General features: G+C 68.1%; 14 protein-coding genes. 5 read left to right on the top strand and 9 right to left on the bottom strand.

Features of this window, described 5'->3' with window-relative positions; genetic code table 11:
• Positions 1-459: 459 nt before the first annotated feature.
• Complete coding sequence (locus ACNPQM_RS22565; RefSeq protein ID WP_418085492.1) at positions 460-894, top strand: Crp/Fnr family transcriptional regulator; 435 nt, start codon at positions 460-462, stop codon at positions 892-894.
• A gap of 65 nt (positions 895-959) precedes the next feature.
• Complete coding sequence (locus ACNPQM_RS22560; protein WP_358859494.1) at positions 960-1,598, top strand: CBS domain-containing protein; 639 nt, start codon at positions 960-962, stop codon at positions 1,596-1,598.
• Between the two features lie 143 nt (positions 1,599-1,741).
• Here the strand turns inward: ACNPQM_RS22560 and ACNPQM_RS22555 are convergent, their stop codons facing one another.
• Together ACNPQM_RS22555 and ACNPQM_RS22550 are read right to left on the bottom strand one after the other, a co-directional pair.
• Positions 1,742-3,361: an MFS transporter gene (locus tag ACNPQM_RS22555; protein WP_418085491.1), complete on the bottom strand. Its 1,620-nt coding sequence runs from the start codon at positions 3,359-3,361 to the stop codon at positions 1,742-1,744.
• 323 nt (positions 3,362-3,684) lie between these two features.
• The gene (locus ACNPQM_RS22550; protein WP_358859492.1) at positions 3,685-4,551 is read right to left on the bottom strand and encodes a universal stress protein; all 867 of its coding nucleotides are present in this window, start codon (positions 4,549-4,551) and stop codon (positions 3,685-3,687) included.
• Between the two features lie 546 nt (positions 4,552-5,097).
• Between ACNPQM_RS22550 and ACNPQM_RS22545 the strand changes: the two genes are divergently transcribed.
• Positions 5,098-5,742, top strand: coding sequence for a CBS domain-containing protein (locus ACNPQM_RS22545; protein WP_418085490.1), 645 nt, complete (start codon positions 5,098-5,100; stop codon positions 5,740-5,742).
• Positions 5,743-5,780: 38 nt separating this feature from the next.
• On the opposite strand, the gene ACNPQM_RS22540 is transcribed toward ACNPQM_RS22545, so the two are convergent.
• The 4 genes from ACNPQM_RS22540 to ACNPQM_RS22525 all read right to left on the bottom strand — a co-directional run bounded on the left by ACNPQM_RS22540 (position 5,781) and on the right by ACNPQM_RS22525 (position 10,134).
• Positions 5,781-5,966: a hypothetical protein gene (locus ACNPQM_RS22540; RefSeq protein ID WP_358859490.1), complete on the bottom strand. Its 186-nt coding sequence runs from the start codon at positions 5,964-5,966 to the stop codon at positions 5,781-5,783.
• Positions 5,967-6,540: 574 nt separating this feature from the next.
• Entirely contained in the window at positions 6,541-6,948 is a 408-nt protein-coding gene (locus ACNPQM_RS22535) for an Hsp20/alpha crystallin family protein (protein WP_418085489.1), read from the bottom strand.
• A gap of 274 nt (positions 6,949-7,222) precedes the next feature.
• Entirely contained in the window at positions 7,223-9,682 is a 2,460-nt protein-coding gene (locus tag ACNPQM_RS22530; RefSeq protein ID WP_418085488.1) for a glycoside hydrolase family 65 protein, read from the bottom strand.
• Positions 9,682-10,134, bottom strand: coding sequence for an HAD-IA family hydrolase (locus ACNPQM_RS22525; protein ID WP_418085487.1), 453 nt, complete (start codon positions 10,132-10,134; stop codon positions 9,682-9,684). Before ACNPQM_RS22525 ends, ACNPQM_RS22530 begins: the two co-directional genes overlap by 1 nt.
• A 464-nt stretch (positions 10,135-10,598) precedes the next feature.
• Between ACNPQM_RS22525 and ACNPQM_RS22520 the strand changes: the two genes are divergently transcribed.
• Both ACNPQM_RS22520 and ACNPQM_RS22515 read left to right on the top strand, forming a co-directional pair.
• Positions 10,599-11,057, top strand: coding sequence for a cyclic nucleotide-binding domain-containing protein (locus ACNPQM_RS22520; RefSeq protein ID WP_358859486.1), 459 nt, complete (start codon positions 10,599-10,601; stop codon positions 11,055-11,057).
• A 107-nt stretch (positions 11,058-11,164) separates the two neighbouring features.
• A complete protein-coding gene (locus tag ACNPQM_RS22515) occupies positions 11,165-11,878 on the top strand; it encodes a response regulator (RefSeq protein WP_418085486.1) in 714 nt (237 codons plus the stop codon).
• Between the two features lie 34 nt (positions 11,879-11,912).
• On the opposite strand, the gene ACNPQM_RS22510 is transcribed toward ACNPQM_RS22515, so the two are convergent.
• The 3 genes from ACNPQM_RS22510 to ACNPQM_RS22500 all read right to left on the bottom strand — a co-directional run bounded on the left by ACNPQM_RS22510 (position 11,913) and on the right by ACNPQM_RS22500 (position 15,616).
• Positions 11,913-13,628: a GAF domain-containing protein gene (locus ACNPQM_RS22510; protein WP_418085485.1), complete on the bottom strand. Its 1,716-nt coding sequence runs from the start codon at positions 13,626-13,628 to the stop codon at positions 11,913-11,915.
• A 214-nt stretch (positions 13,629-13,842) separates the two neighbouring features.
• Complete coding sequence (locus tag ACNPQM_RS22505) at positions 13,843-14,523, bottom strand: helix-turn-helix domain-containing protein (RefSeq protein WP_358859483.1); 681 nt, start codon at positions 14,521-14,523, stop codon at positions 13,843-13,845.
• Between the two features lie 19 nt (positions 14,524-14,542).
• Positions 14,543-15,616, bottom strand: a complete 1,074-nt coding sequence (locus ACNPQM_RS22500) for a zinc-dependent alcohol dehydrogenase family protein (protein WP_358859482.1) — start codon at positions 15,614-15,616, stop codon at positions 14,543-14,545.
• Positions 15,617-15,675 lie beyond the last annotated feature (59 nt).

Here is a 15,675-nt window from a genome sequence, read left to right as displayed (position 1 = left end):
ATCGCCAACGACACCTGGCTCCACACCCGAGCCGCCGCCCTCAACCTCCGCCGACTGATCAACCTCGGACTCACCCGCACCGGCAGCACCTGGACGATCAACCCAGCCACCACATAGACCAAGGGGCCACCCGGCCTACGGCCGGACAGCCCCTCAACAAGATCTTCATGAGTCTTCTAGGGCCGATTGGTCCCCAGATCACCCCCGTAGAGCCCCTGGGGACCACAGGTCATTCGGCGCAGGCTGTTCTCAGTCCCGTCGGAGGAAACATCGACATGACCGGAACCGAGTCACAACGGCAGCCTCGGCCCGCTGATGGTACGAGCACGGGGATCCCCACCGGTAGGACCCGCACGCAGTACAAGAAGGATGCACAGTGCCGAGAGGAACACGGCTCCGGCTCAGGCTCTGCCCACAACGATCTCAAGATCCATGCCGCCCCGTGAAGGAGACCAGATCATGACCACCCCAACCCTCCGGTCGCTGGGCATCAGGCATCGGGACCGGCTCATGCAGTTCGCCCGGGAAGTGTCGTTCCCGGAGGGGACACGCATATTTGAGGAAGGGCAGCGTGCCGACCACTTCTGGATCGTGCGGACCGGCACCGTCAGCCTCGACTTTCACGTGCCGAAAGGACCGCCGGCGGTCATCGAGTCGCTCGGGCACGGAGAGCTGGTCGGCTGGTCATGGCTGTTCAGCCCCTATGTGTGGCAGCTCGGAGCAGAGGCGATGACGCCCGTGCGCGCCTACGAACTCGATGCCGCGCAGGTGCGCCGCGCATGCGACTTGGACCCGGAACTGGCCGCTGCCGTGGCCCTGTGGGTGGGCCAGGTGATAGCCCACCGGCTCCAGTCCGCCAGGGCCCGTCTGCTGGACCTGTACGCACCGCACTGAAGTGGGCCGTCCCATGTCACCTGATCCGCCGTCCCGGTCGGGCGGGCCCCGGTGAGGAGATCGCCATGCCTGATTCACCGCACACGGTCAGCGATGTCATGACCCACACCGCCATCGCGGTGGGAGGACAGGCGAGTTACAAGCAAATCGTCGAGCTGATGAAAGAGTGGAGGGTGAGCGCCCTTCCTGTACTCGAGGGCGAGGGACGAGTGATCGGCGTGGTCTCGGAGGCCGATCTGCTCCCCAAGGAGGAGTCCCGGACCGACGACCCGACCCGGCCGGAGCTGCCTCTGACCGACCGGCTGAAGGCGGGCGCCGTCAGCGCAAAGGAGCTGATGTCCAGCCCGGCAGTGACGGTCCATCCGGACGCCCCCATAGCTGAGGCAGCACGCATCATGGCCCAGCGCCACGTGAAGCGGCTGCCGGTGGTCGACGCGACCGGACTGCTGGAGGGAGTCGTCAGCCGCAGTGATCTGTTGAAGGTCTTTCTCCGCTCGGACGAAGACCTTGCCGACGAGATCCGACGCACCGTCACCGACTTGTCCCACCCCGGAGGAGCGGTAACCGTATCCGTCGTGGACGGAGTGGTCACGCTCGGCGGTGCGGTACGCGACCGGACGCTCATCCCGTTGCTTGCCCGAGCCACCCGAGCGGTCGAGGGCGTTGTGGACATCCGCTTGGAACTGAACGGGACCACAGGTTAGGAACCTGCCAAGGGGCCGTCAACGGCACCATGGTCGTCTTCGGGGCGGTCACCGTTGCACGACTGGCCGCTTCGTCTCCTTGTTCGGCTTCAGGGCGGTGACCGACGGGAGCGCCCGGAAGACCCCAATCGGATCGCAGTGGGTCAACCCTTTCGACGACTACGGGGTTGGGTCGCGGGGATGCGATGAGTGAAGAACAAAGCGATCAGCCCGGTAAGAGCAAGGATGGCGAGAGCGGCTCGCAGAGCGTCGACCCTCGCGTCGGCGTTGGCGTCGAGAGCGGCCTGGGCCGCATCCGTATGTGCACCTGCCTCGTCGAGTTGCTTCTTGAGCTGGGCGTCCGACAGAAACGGAACGCCACCTGAGAGCTCAATGCTCGCCCGTGCCTTGATTTCAGCCGGGATCGCTGGGCTCCCGTCGATGTTGGCGAGAAACGAAGACGTCAGGGCGGCGATGAGAATCGACCCGGCCAGAGCGGTGCCGAGCGATGCGCCGAGATTGGTGACGGTGTTCTGGACGCCACCCACGTCGGCGCTCTGTTCATCGGGCACCGCAGACACGGTGACCGACCCGAGCTGCGACGCCAGCGCCCCCATCCCGTATCCGATGAAAAGGAGGGGAATGGAGACAATCTCCGCGCCCGACTCCGTATCGAGTGCCGCGAGAAGGACAATCGCCCCCACGAGAAGCGCGAAGATCCCCTGACGCACCACGCGCCGCGGCGACGCGTGCGGGAGAAAGCGCGGAATCGCGGTAGCGGCTGCGAGCAGCGTCAAAGACAACGGAAGGATGCGGGCGCCGGTATCGATTGCCGGGAGGCCCAGCGCGACCGACAGATACAGCGGGACAATGAAGAACACCCCCATCTGCACCAGATATTGAAAGAAGAACATCGTCAGGCCACCGGTGAGTTGCCGGTTCTTCAGGAATTCAGGGTCGATGAGCGGCTCCTTGCCATGGTCCGAGAGTCGGACCTCCCAGCGGAAGAAGAGCCAGACCAGAAACAGCCCTGCCAGCATCAACCAGACAACGAGGGAGATTCCGAGCATGGACGGGTTTCCGGCCTTGGGTACGAACCAACCCCATTCGGCCGAGCGGAGTACACCGAAGACAAAGATTCCAACGCCCAGGCCGGAGAGCAGCGCGCCAGGAATATCGATGTGCGGTCGCCTGTCGAGGGGTGTGTCGACAATACGGCGCGTGAACAGGAGAATCCCGACCACCACCACCACCTCGCCGGCGAACACCCAGCGCCAAGAAAAGTAGGTCGTCGCGATACCGCCGATGATCGGCCCGAGTGCAATGGCCACCGCTCCTGCAGCGGTGACGATCCCGTAGGCGGCAGGACGCCGTTCCACACCGAAGTTCCCCGCTACGAGCGACACAATCGCCGGCAGGATCAGCGCCGCCCCGATCCCCTCGAGGAACGACCATCCAACCACCAGTACGGTGAGGTTCGGAGCGAGCGCGGTGGTGAGAGACCCGCAGCCGTAGACGACGCAGCCGGCCATGAAGGCGCGCTTACGGCCGACGAGTGCGCCCACCTTTCCGCCGCAGATCATGAACATCGCCATCACGAGCGTGTAGGCCGTGATCGCACCCTGGATACCGGTCACCGTCGTCCCCACGTCGGCGGCGACACTGGCGATGGAGACGTTCATGACCGAGCTGTCGAGGGCCATCAGGAACTGACCCGCTGCCAATGTGATGAGAACAATCCTTGTGGCTGGCATCCCATCGGCGGTATCTGCAGCGACTGTCATGGGCGGAGCCTCGCACAGCTGCCGGCAGGCACATGGTCAGCGCTGCATCAGATCAGTCAGTTGGCCGAAACGCCGCAGATGTGCGCACCCAGCTCCGCGACGCCGCCTCCCATGTGCCGGTCGGTCTAGGCTAGGAGTGCCCGGCAGTAGGCTTCGCGGCGTCGCGGGGCCGGCGCACGCACCTCGCGGCGTTGTCGTCAATCACCAACGCTCCACGTTGGCTCAATCCTCCGCCTTGCGAAGCACGCACCCCGGCCCCGCTCCTTCACCCGCGCTGCCTACTGCCGGGCACTCTAAAGGCTGCTGCAGCCGCGCCTTACTGTTCATTCCGACTCACTCGTCGTCCGCTTGCCATGCCGCGGGATCAGCTCGACCGGACAGTTCGCATGGTGCAGCAGACTGTGGGTGACTCGGCTTAGCGTCGGGCCGAAGCTCCCGGGCGAGCGTCGCCCGCCCACAACCAGCAGATCCGCGTGCCGAGTCGCCTCGACCAAAATTCCGGCGGCGGACATACCCTTCTCCGCATCCGCCTCCACGGTGAGTCCCGGGAAGTCGGCACGAATACGGTCCGCCACTCCCGTCAACGTGCGAACGTGGTTGCGAGCCATCTCGTCCACGGCGTCGAGCATCGTCACGACATTACCGACCGACCCCAGCACGTTCCATACGTGCAGAAGCCGCAACGACGCCTTGCGCAGCTCCGCCTCACTCGCCGCGTGGCGTGCGCATTCCAGGTCGTGCTCGTCGTGGACGGCGACCAGCACGACGTCGGCCGCGGGAGCGCCCTCGGTGCCGCGCACCACGACCACCGGCGTCCTGGCACCCGCAGCAACCTTCAGACCGACCGAGCCGAGCAGCAGTGAGTTGAAACCTCCGCGACCACGGTTGCCCACCACGATCGTGCCGTGGTTTCCCGCCGCGGTGTGCAGGCTCACCACCGGTTCACGGCGGCTCAGCTCCTTCGTCACGCTCAGGCCGGGGTAACGCTCGGACACCATGGCTGCGGTCTCCTCGAGAAGATCTCGACCTGCGTTCCGAACCTGCTCGATGGTTTCCATGGACGCGTAGATCATCCGGCTGTCTGTGTCGGCTGCGTAGACGAGGTGCAGAGGACGATCACGCCGCAGTGCTTCCTCGGAGGCCCACAGCACTGCGCGCTTGGCGGGCTCGGAGCCGTCCACCCCGGCCACGAGCGCTCCGAGCACGGGGCCGCCCTTGTCGCTGGAATTCATGGTTCCTCCTCACCGAAGGCTGCAGGTGCAGTCTCACTCCGGCACCGCGCCCCCGAGCCGCGAGAGGGCCGCTCAGGACCCCGGGGGCCGAGTGTCCCCGCCGGTTCCGCCGTGCGGTGGGCTTCTCCCCCGCCGTGGCGTGCCCGAACGCCTCCGGGTGAGGCTCGTTCGGCCCTTTCGGTCGTCTCCGCCAACTCCTTCTGTCGCCTCCGCCAGCTCCTTCCAAGGATGTCGCGAAGTTGCTCGCGCAGCACACCCTGAGCGGACTCCCCGTACAAGATCAGCGGACCGCGCCGCGCCCCGGGCGCCTTTAGTCCTCCGCACTCAGACATAAACCGCACGTCGGTTCGATACCTGGCCCTCCCGCCCATGCGCCCGAGGGCCGAACAGCCCGCGGCGAACCCCAAAAGGCCCTACCCCTTGCGCATGCCGACGCCCACGCTCGGAGTCGTGGACGTCACGGTTCGGCTGAACGCCGACAATCCCACGCGAAGGTGATCGACCATGAGGCATCGCAGTGTGGCGGATCTGATGACGCCTACGGCCGTCAGTGTCCAGCGCGGCACGGCTTTCAAGGAGATCACCAGGCTTCTGGACGAGTTCGGTATCACGGCCGTGCCCGTACTGGACGACGACAGGCATCCCGTGGGTATCGTCTCCGAGGCCGATCTGCTCCGTCGCCGCAACGCCGGAAGCGGTACGCCCACAGCGGTCGATCTCATGTCCAGCCCTGCCATCACCGCCCGCCCCGACTGGAGTGCGGTCCGTGCTGCTCGTGTGATGGAGAAGCACAGAGTGAAGAGGCTGCCGGTCGTCGACGCCGACGACAGGCTGATCGGGATAGTTGCCCGCAGCGACCTCCTCCAGTTGTTCCTGCGAAGGGATCACGCGATCCAGGAGGAGATTCTTGAGGATGTGCTGACCGGCGCACTCCGGCTCAGCCCGTCGGCTCTGACCGTAGAAGTCGCCGACGGTCTGGTCACCCTCAGCGGCACCGTGCCCCGGAGCAGCCTCCTTCCTGTCATCCTCCGGATGTGCCAGAGCGTCGACGGCGTCGTGGATGTGATCGACCGGCTCAACTACGAGCGCGACGACCTGTCGGACGGGCACAAGAGGGCACAGGACGGCCGGAGAACACAGCCAGAGTGAGGCGGTGGTCCTGGCACCGGTGGATCCGTCAGGCGTCATCAGTCGTCATCGGCCCCCGAGTCCCGGCGCAGCCGACCGGACCAGCGCGGCTCCACGCGCTCCCACTCCCGGTCCCATTGGGCGAGGCTGCGCGTCTCGACGCGGCGGAGCCTGAGGCGGACAACCAATCCGGCGGACAGGGCAACCACGCCCATGGCGCAGGCCCCTGCTGCGGCGGCCTGCACGGCGCATTCTCCTCGGGAAGGCGGGGCAGTCGAAATCCTGCCCGAGTCATCCACCCACAGTGTGACCGTCCGGCCCACCGGCGTGTGGGGGGCCACCGCGATGGTGTCCGTATGAGACAGGGAGGCGGGATACTCCCAGATGGCCCGAGCCGTTGATTCCGAAGTCCCCGTAAACCGGGCAGGGAGTCTGTCTTCGGCCTTGCTGACTGTCGTCGCCGTCACCTGGTGGCGGTGTCGGGCCTCCTGCTGCGCGGTCACGCTGTCGGCGTCCCAGACTCTGATTCCGACAGCAACACCGCAGAACACCGCTGCGAGCGCAAAGAGCACGGAAGCGGCAAGCCAGCGGCTGCGTACACGGTCGGCAGCCCGCTGCAGCGGATTCGGGCGGCGCTCGAACGGTCGTCGCATTCGGCTTCCGTGCCGCTTCCGGTGCCACAGGGAATCGGGTCCGGGCGAGTCGGACTGGAACATGTCACGCCTCCGCCCCGTGCCGTCGCCGTACCCGCGCGCAGGGGTGGGTTCGGCACCTGGGAGATGAGCTCTGGTCTGGGCCCCCGGAAGAGTGCGGACGTCCTCACCCCGGCCCGCTCCTGTGCGGGGCGGACACGGCCACCGGCGGGAGGATGCCGTCCTCGTACGCCGCCTCGACGCCTTCCGTCGGAATCCCGGACGGCAGGCGGACGCTGCACCGGAACGAGCGGTAGCGGAACTCCGAGTGTTCCTTCTCCGTCCTGCTCTCGGTGTGCTCGGCGCCGATGGTGGGGGTGCCGCCCTCGACCGGGATCCGGACGTCGTTCTCGGGGGCCATCCCGGGAAGTCCGGCTCGCGGCACGTGCTGCCCGTCCTGGTCACTCAGCTCGATCGGGATCGGGCGCACGTCGATGGTCGGCCGCCCCACCCGGAACCGGGGGAAGCCGGCGCCGAACCAGTCCACGAGTTCGGGGAAGAGGCCGTGCCTCCGCTCCATCTGCGTTCCTGACATCGTGTGCTCCACTTCCGGCGCCTCGGGGGCGCCATCATCGATGTCCTTCTTCAATGTCGTCCGCCACAGGACACTTCCGCTTGGGGCCAACGGACCCCTGCGGGGGCCGTCCGGCCCCTCCTCCCCGCCGGTTCGCCTCGGCGGATGCATCGAGGACACCTCGCACGTTCCGGTCACACCCCTGCTGGCGCGTGCCGTGGAAGGCCTCGTAGACGTCGGGTCCGATGTCACCCACCCGCCTCCGGCCCGGAAGGGGCCGCCGGCGGAGGGGCTCTCAGTCCTGACGGCCCTCGCTGTGACGGCGGGCGGGGCGTCGGCCCGACGGCAGATCGAGCCATCGCAGCGTGCCGGGCGCGATCAGGTGGGTGTGGCCGCCCAGGACCAGCCGGACGGCTGGGTGGTGCGAGTCCGATACCGCGATCCCGAGCCGCTGTGCCCGTATGCCCAGGTCCACCACGCGCCCGCGGAATCCGATGCGTACGCCGAATTTCGACAGCTGGGGAAGCGGGGCCGGGGAGAGCCACAGTGAGTCGTCCCGCACCTCCAGCCCGGTCATGCCGCGCTGCACGAAGTCGAGGGTGCCGGCCATCGCCCCCAGATGGATGCCTTCCGCCGTGGTGCCGCCCTGGATGTCGACCACGTCACCGGTCAGCGCCTCCTCGCAGTGCGCCCACGCCTCCTCACGGTGTGCCCGTGCCAGCACCCAGGCATGAACCAGGGAGCTGAGGGTGGAACCGTGACTCGTACGCGCGAGGTAGTAGTCGACGGTGGCGCGCCAGATGTCGTCGTCCAGCACATGTCCGAGACGCTGGAACAGGCCGCCGAGCTCTCCGGGTGAGAACAGGTAACCGAGCATCAGCACATCGGCCTGTTTGGATGCCTGGTAGCGGTTGACCGTATCGCCCTCCGCCTCAAGGATGCGGTCGAGCCGCCGGATGTCGCCGTAGCGCTTCCGGTAAGCGGCCCAGTCGAGTTCGGCCAGTTCTCCGTAACCGGCGAACTGGCTGATGACACCGCGGTGATAGGGCACATGCAGCCGACGGGAGACGTCCTCCCAACGCTCCAGCTCCGCGGGGTCGAGGCATATGCGCTCCAGAAGGAGCTTGCGCCGCGGCTCGGGCAGGTCGCGGTAGAGCTCAGTGGCCCGTGCCAGCACCCAGGCCGCCGTCACGTTCGTGTATGTGTTGTCATCTATGCCTGCGGTCCCGGCTCCCGGATAGGCGTCGTGATACTCGTCGGGGCCGACCACACCGCGGATGCGGTACCGCGCCAGCGGTGCGTCCCATGCGGCGCTGGACGCCCAGAACCGGGCGATCTGCAGCAGCATTTCCGCACCCTTGGAATGCAGGTAGTCCGTGTCCGCAGTGGCCTGGCAGTGCTGCCACACGTTGTAGGCCACGGCCGAACCGACGTGGTGCTGCAGACGTGAACGGTCGGGCAGCCAGCGTCCCGAACGCGGGTTGAGATGGAGTTCCTGTGTCTCCTCCCGGCCGTCGTCGGCACTCTGCCAGGGGTACATGGCCCCGGCCCGCCCCACCTGTTGTGCCGCACGGCAGGCCGCGGGCAGCCGCCGGTGGCGGTAGTCCAGAAGTCCCCGGGAAACCTCCGGGAAATGCAGACTCAGGAACCTCAGCACGAAGAGCTCGTCCCAGAAGACATGGCCCCGGTATGCCTCCCCGTGCAGTCCTCTCGCCGGTACACCCACATCGAGCTCTGCCGTATGCGGGGACAGCGTCTGCAGCACGTGGAAGAGGTGAAGTCGCAGAATCCTGCCCGCTTCGCCCGGAACCTCGATTCGGCTCCGCTGCCACAGGCCGGCCCACGCCCCATGGTGCGACGCCAGCAGCTCGGAGAACTCCGGGGCCGTCCGCACACCGGCCACAGCGGCCCGCAGCGGGTTGCCGATCGCCTGGTCACGCGACGTGTGCAGCGCCACCGTCTTGTCCACGACGGCGTCGCATTCCGGATCCAGCGGCAGCACCAGTGTCTGCAGGATCTTCCGTGGGGTCCGCCGGGGACGGGGACGCCCGCCGGACTCCGGCTGCCGCCCATGGCCGCCGGACGTGGCCACGATGCGGGAGGCCAGCGCGACGGCGATCTCCGACTCCACGGTGCGACATCTGAGCCACACCACGTCGTCCTGTTCCGTTCCGGTCGACCAGCCGGTCAGATGGCAGTCCGAAAGATCCCGGTACCGCGCGACACCCGCGTTCCGGATGTCGCCGTCGATCGCCGCCTCCACCTCGATCGCCCCCATCCACCCGGTCGCGGTGAAAGCCGTGTGGAGAGCGGCGAGATGCGGGGTGCCCATGTGCACCAGACGGCACTGTTCGACGTACAGTCGGCGGCCTGCGTGGTCCTGGTAGACGGACCGGCGGGTCAGTGTGCCGCGGCGCAGATCGAGCGTCTGCCGGTATTCGGCAAGGTGTTCGTGGTCCGGTGACAGCCACGGTCCCGGGGCTGTGCCGGCGGGGCGGATGCGGTAGCGCAGTGGCAGCCAGTTCGGCAGGTTGACCAAGTCGGCGTTCTCCACCTGCCGGCCCTGGACCGATGAGGTCAGCCGGTCGTAGCAACCCGCGATGTAGGTGCCCGGGTAGTGAGATCTGCTCGCGATCGACTCGGATGCGGCTCCACGGGTGGCGAAGTAACCGTTGCCGAGCGTGCACAGCGCCTCGCGGAGCCTCTCCTCCTCCGGCTCATACCCCTCGTACGACCAATCCCAGGCCCCCGCCATCAGTCGTCGCCGATCAGCAGTTCGCCGGGATCGGACACCACGATGTCGGCGCCACGGCGTCGCAGGTCCGCGGCCTTGCCGGGATCGCCTGTCCGGTCCACGCCGACCACAAGTCCGAATCCGCCGTGGTGGCCGGCCTCGACACCGGCCAGGGAGTCCTCCACCGCAGCGGTGTCCGAAACGGTAACCCCGAGGCGTCGCGCCGCCTCGACGAAGAGCGCGGGATCCGGCTTTCCCGCGAGCCCGAGCCGCCGATCGAAGGGCCGCTGTCCCTCCCGCTCCGACCGCCAGGCGTCGAATGCCCTCTGCCAGGCCGCGGCATGCCTCCGGGCGGAGTCGGCGATCACTTCGTCGGTGTCGAAGACCATGGCCCGCACGGAGTGCAGGCACGGGGCAAGAGACGGTACGGCTGCCATGAGCGGAGAGGTCCCTTCGCCAGGGGTTCCCTTCATGGCATCACGGTTCCAGGACACCGGCGCGTCGTGGACCTCAGTAGGGCAACGGCCGCCCTGACGGAGTTCGCAGGTCGAGGGGCGGAGGCCCCGAGGGAAGCGGTGGGCGACGGACGATTCTGATGCGGCTCACTGCCACCACCTCCTGGCGCTCACCGGGTATGTGCCCAGGTGCGTGCTCCACAATCCTGCGGCGTGAGATCCGAGCCATGGGCCGATCGGTCCCGGACCGCCCCCCATACGGCCCAAGCGGGCGGGTCGCAGAGCGGATCACCGTGAAAATCACGTGGAATGCCGGTCAACGGGCTGATGCCGTTCAGCGGGTTCGGGTACGGCAGCCCCTGGGGGTGCCCGATGATCGAGCCTCCCCCGGAGCCCCGCCTATCGTTCACAACGGACGGTCGGGCACGCGACCGGGCTGTCATGCGCGTAGCCGCCATCGCCCGCCAGGGACGGAGGACCCCATGTCGACGCACAGTCTGCTCGACGCGCTCCCGCCCGAGAGCCGGCAGCGCCTCGTCGACACGGCGGCACACGAAGTGCCGCTGGTCCTCGACTCACGCCTCTTCGAGGAGGGCAGGCGGGCCGACCGTTTCTGGATCATCCGCTCCGGCCGGGTCGAGATCGATCTCCGTGTGCCCGGCCGCCGCCCGGCGGTCGTCGAGACCCTGGGCCAGGACGACCTGCTGGGCTGGTCCTGGCTCTGTTCCCCGCACGTGTGGCACATGGGAGCACACGTGGTCCACGCGGGTCAGGCCCTGGAGTTCGAGGCCGCGACCGTGCGCGCGCTGTGCGCGGCCGATGCGGTGCTGGGCCGGGCCGTGTACAAGTACGTGGCCGAGACAGTGGCGGAGCGGTTGAACGGAACGCGGGCGAGGCTGCTCCAGCTGTACGGTCCCCAGGCCGACATCGCCGAGGACTGAACGGCCCGGGTGGTGCGGGGGCCGATCGGCTCTGGTGCACCGTCGGTGTGCGGGCCACGATGAACATGGGGCCGGTGGCAGAGCCCTGCAGAAGCGAGGTGGGCGCCATGAGCGGCGAAGCCGTGTTCTCCGCACAGCATCCTATTCGCGTGTTCCTGCTGGACGACCACGAGGTGGTCAGGCGCGGGGTGCAGGATCTGCTCGATGCGGAACCCGACATCGAGGTCGTCGGCGATGCCGGTACGGCCGATCACGCGCTGGCGCGTGGCCCTGCGCTGCGCCCGGATGTCGCGATTCTCGATGTGCGGCTCCCGGACGGCGACGGGATCAGCGTCTGTCGTGAACTGCGTTCACGGATGCCGGAACTGGCCTGCCTGATGCTCACCTCGTTCGACGACGACGAAGCACTGCTCGACGCCATCATGGCCGGCGCAGCAGGCTACGTACTCAAGGAGATCAAGGGATCCGACCTCGTCACAGCCGTCCGCACGCTGGCTTCCGGGCGCTCCACCCTCGATCCGGCGACCACCGCGCGGCTGATGGACAGCCTGCGCGGAGAGAGTTCCGACACCAAGACCGAGGACGAGGACGCGCTCTCCGCACTGTCCCCCCGGGAGAAGGACGTTCTTGCCCTGATCGGCGAAGGACTGACCAACAGTCAGATCGGCAAACGCCTCTACCTGTCGGAGAAGACGGTCAAGAACCACATTTCCCGCCTGCTGGCGAAGCTCGGCGTGGAGCGCCGTATTCAGGCAGCCGTGATCGCCGCGCACAGACCGACGCCCTCCTCTCCGCCCTCGGCGAGCGGTCGCGAGTACTGACGCCGACGCCGCGGCCAGCCGCGCGGTCCATGGATCATGTCAGTCGCAGCGGCACGCGCCACCTCACCCGGGTGCCGCCCTCCGCCGATGGCTCGACCGTCATGGCACCGCCGAGGTTCTTGGCGCGCTGCGCAAGGTTGTCCAGCCCACTGTGTGCGCCGGCGTGTTCCGGCATGCCCACTCCGTTGTCGGACACGACCAACGTCAGCGCTCCGTCACCGACCACCATCGAGGCGTCCACCGAGGTCGCCCGGGCATGGCGTGCGACATTGCTGAGTGCTTCGCCGAGCACCGCGATCACCTGGTCCGCGGTCTCAGCCGGCACATCTGTGTCGATGAGCCCTGACATGCGGAGAGACGGCTGGAAGCCCAGGGCAGGCGCGGCCTGCTCCACCGCGGTCAGTGTGCGGACGCGGAGACCTTGTTCGGCACGGCCCGATTCGCGTGCGCGGAGGCCGAAGATGGTGGACCGGATGATCTTGATGGTCTCGTCGAGATCGTCCACGGCACGCAGCAGCCGTTCACCCGCCTGGGGATGGTCCACGAACCGCACCACGCTCTGCAGGGTCATACCGGTGGCGAACAGCCGCTGAATGGCGAGGTCGTGCAGGTCCCGGGCGATCCGGTCCCGGTCCTCCAGCAGGGCGATCTGCTCAGCGGACTCACGTCGTTCCGTGAGTTCCATCGCCAGCGCCGCCTGCCCGGCGAACGTCAGCAGGGGCGCAGTCTCCCACTCGGTGAATGCGGGACGCTCCCGTACACGGGCCAACAGCAGCACCCCCAGGACCCGTCCGCCCGTCTTCATCGGCACCGCGACGGCCGGACCGAGCCCTGCCCATCGCGGGGGCCCGGCGGTGATCCTCGGATCACACTCGACGTCGAGGCTGATGATCGGCTCGCCCGTGCGGAGAGCTGTGCCGACGAACGAACCTTCGCGTGGCAGGACCAGTCCGCGGTGCGTGTCGGCGTCCACGCCGGAGGCTATCGCCACCCGCAGGGCGCCCTCGCCCTCGGGGAGCGCCAGAACCCCCAGGTCGGCGGAGAGGATACGCGAGGCATGGTCGACGATCATCTGCAGGACGTGCGCCTCGTCCACCCCGCTCAGCAGACCCTCGACGATCTCGCTGTTGGCCTCCTGCCAACGCTGCCGGTCACGCGTCTCCGAGTACAGACGTGCGTTCTCGATGGCGACCCCGGCTGCCACAGAGAGGGTGGAGAGCACCGTCTCGTCCTCGGCGTCGAAGGCCCGGCCGCCCCGTTTCTCGGTCAGGTACAGGTTGCCGAACACCTCGTCGCGGACCCGGATGGGCACCCCCAGAAACGAGTGCATGGGGGGATGGTTCGGCGGAAACCCGTGGGACGACCGGTGGTCGGCGAGTTCCTTGAGCCTCAGTGGCACGGGGTGGCGGATCAGCTCGCCGAGGATGCCGTGCCCCTCGGGCAGCGAGCCGATGGCTTCCCTCTGTTCGTCCGTGATGCCCACGGGCAGGAACTGCGCAAGGCGGGTCCCCTCGCCGAGCACCCCGAGGGCGCCGTACTCGGCATCGACCACGACAACCGCGGCTTCGACGATCCGGCGCAGCACCTGCGGCAGATCGAGCCCCCTTCCCACCGACATGACGGCGTCCAGCAGCAGCGCCGCCTCGGCGGGTCCGCGCTTCGAAAGATCGAGGCGGTCCTGGAGGTCGCCGGGGAGTGTGCCCAGCCGGCGGCGTTCCTCGCCGTTGCGGTCAGTCCCCTTGTCGCCCACGGTGCCTCCGCCGTGGCCCGCGCGTCACGGGCGGGCCATATGTCCACGGTAGCGGCCGAACACCACGAGGCACCCGGTGGAGCGCACCCTGGGGGAACACGCCCTGGTACGGAAACCTGCTGGCCGACGTTGCCTGAACGGCCCCGCCGAGGAGCCCGCCCGCTGCACACCGTTTGCGGCTCGAGCGGCGTGCCGGCGACGACACGCAGGTCTCTCACTTCTGCACCACGCGACGCCCGGTGATACGAGTGGGGGTGACCACCATCCAGTGGGTGCGGAGGCCACCCGCCCAGGGAAGGGAGGGGGCGACACGGTCCAGTCGCTGGATGGCCTCGGCACCGGTGACACCTGATGCATCGCCCACCACCAGCACACTCCAGCCCTGGCTCATCGCGTCGTCGATGTGATCGGCCTCGAAGGCCACCTCGGTTCCCGCGGACGCGGCCAGAAGTCCATCGCCGGTGGTCCGGAACGCGATCTCGTTGCCCGTCAGCACGTAGTTGACCGGGAAGACGGCCGGGCCGTCCGCCGTGACGATCGCGATCCGGCCCACACCGTGGCTGGAAAGGAGTCGAAGGCACTCTGTGTCACTGAGCGCGACGAGTTCGGCGCCCGGCAGTGCCGCTGCCCTGCCGGGGGGACGTTCCACAGTCATACCGGTCAGCTCGGCCACAGTCGTCTCCAGCGCATCGGCAAGGCGCACGAGAACGCCGACGGCCGGTGCAGCAACCCGGTCCTCCAGATAGGCGATGTACGAAGGAGCGGCGCCGCAGCGTTCGGCCACCTCCTCACGGGTGAGACCGAGTTCCTGACGGCGCGCTGCCACGCGCCGTCCGAGGTCGCTGCGGCCGGTCGGAGACTCGCTGGAAGCGGAGGAAGGCGTGCCCTCGCTCATGGTCCTCACGTCCTTCGGATCACGGCAGGTCGGGGACGGAGACGGCGTTGTGCTGCGGGCCGCCCAGTGCCACCTTGAGGGCACCGGTTTCGGCGGCGCGGGAGAAAATGTCGTACGCCTCCTCCATCTGGCCCAGCTCGAAACGGTGGGTGATCAGCGAATCCGACGGGAGGCGCCCCGCGGCCATCATGCCCAGCAGCATGGGCGTCGAGTGGGTGTCCACCAGCCCGGTGGTGATCGTGACGTCCTTGATCCAGAGGTCTTCGACGTGCAGGACCGCAGGCTTGCCGTGGACCCCGATGTTCGCGACCCGGCCGCCCGGGCGGACCATCCGGGTGCACATCTCGAATGTCTCCGGTAGGCCGACGGCCTCCATGACGACATCGGCACCGAGTCCATCGGTCAGGTCCTCGACGAGGCGCTCGGGTTCCTCGCTCGCGCTGACGGTCGCGTCCGCACCGAGTGTGCGCGCGGTAGCCAGCCGGGACTCCGCGAGATCCACCGCGATGATGCGGCCGGGACTGTACAGACGCGCGGTGATGATGGCCGCCAGACCGATCGGCCCAGCACCGACCACGGCGACCGTGTCGCCGGGCCGCACGTTGCCGTTCACCACCCCGACCTCGTACGACGTCGGGAAGATGTCGGCCAACAGGACCGCGCCGTCACTGTCGACGGCACCTGGCAGCGGATGTACGGACAGGTCGGCGAACGGCACCCGCACATATTCGGCCTGGGTGCCATCGATCGTGTGGCCCAGCACCCAGCCGCCGCCCCCGCGGCACTGACCGTACTGTCCGCCGCGGCAGAACCGGCACCGTCCGCAGGCGGAGATGCACGAGATCAGCACACGGTCACCGGGCCGCACCGTCCGGACATCGCCGCCGGTCTCGACCACGGTGCCCACCGCTTCGTGCCCGAGCACACGGCCCGGCTCGACCTCGGGCACATCGCCCTTGACGATGTGCAGATCGGTGCCACAGATGGTCACCGTGTCGACGCGAACGATCGCGTCCGCGGCGTCCTTGATGCCGGGATCCGGTACATCCCCCCACGCGGTCCGGCCGGGGCCCTGGAAGACGAGTGCCTTCATGACATCGCCCTTCTTCCTGTCAGGTCCAGTACGGGGCACTGCCAGGCTGACTCGGCAGG

Source organism: Streptomyces sp. NPDC056231 (assembly GCF_048270745.1).
In the GTDB taxonomy this organism is placed as follows: domain Bacteria; phylum Actinomycetota; class Actinomycetes; order Streptomycetales; family Streptomycetaceae; genus Streptomyces.
Note: the sequence above shows the minus strand (reverse complement) of the source record. Positions and strands in the feature narration are given on the sequence as shown.

Bases quoted from the DNA above. Each gene is read 5' to 3' on its own strand.
- ACNPQM_RS22565 (WP_418085492.1), top strand. From the start codon at position 460: ATGACCACCCCAACCCTCCGGTCGCTGGGCATCAGGCATCGGGACCGG.
- ACNPQM_RS22560 (WP_358859494.1), top strand. From the start codon at position 960: ATGCCTGATTCACCGCACACGGTCAGCGATGTCATGACCCACACCGCC.
- ACNPQM_RS22555 (WP_418085491.1), bottom strand. From the start codon at position 3,361: ATGACAGTCGCTGCAGATACCGCCGATGGGATGCCAGCCACAAGGATT.
- ACNPQM_RS22545 (WP_418085490.1), top strand. From the start codon at position 5,098: ATGAGGCATCGCAGTGTGGCGGATCTGATGACGCCTACGGCCGTCAGT.
- ACNPQM_RS22535 (WP_418085489.1), bottom strand. From the start codon at position 6,948: ATGTCAGGAACGCAGATGGAGCGGAGGCACGGCCTCTTCCCCGAACTC.
- ACNPQM_RS22530 (WP_418085488.1), bottom strand. From the start codon at position 9,682: ATGGCGGGGGCCTGGGATTGGTCGTACGAGGGGTATGAGCCGGAGGAG.
- ACNPQM_RS22525 (WP_418085487.1), bottom strand. From the start codon at position 10,134: ATGAAGGGAACCCCTGGCGAAGGGACCTCTCCGCTCATGGCAGCCGTA.
- ACNPQM_RS22520 (WP_358859486.1), top strand. From the start codon at position 10,599: ATGTCGACGCACAGTCTGCTCGACGCGCTCCCGCCCGAGAGCCGGCAG.
- ACNPQM_RS22515 (WP_418085486.1), top strand. From the start codon at position 11,165: ATGAGCGGCGAAGCCGTGTTCTCCGCACAGCATCCTATTCGCGTGTTC.
- ACNPQM_RS22505 (WP_358859483.1), bottom strand. From the start codon at position 14,523: ATGAGCGAGGGCACGCCTTCCTCCGCTTCCAGCGAGTCTCCGACCGGC.
- ACNPQM_RS22500 (WP_358859482.1), bottom strand. From the start codon at position 15,616: ATGAAGGCACTCGTCTTCCAGGGCCCCGGCCGGACCGCGTGGGGGGAT.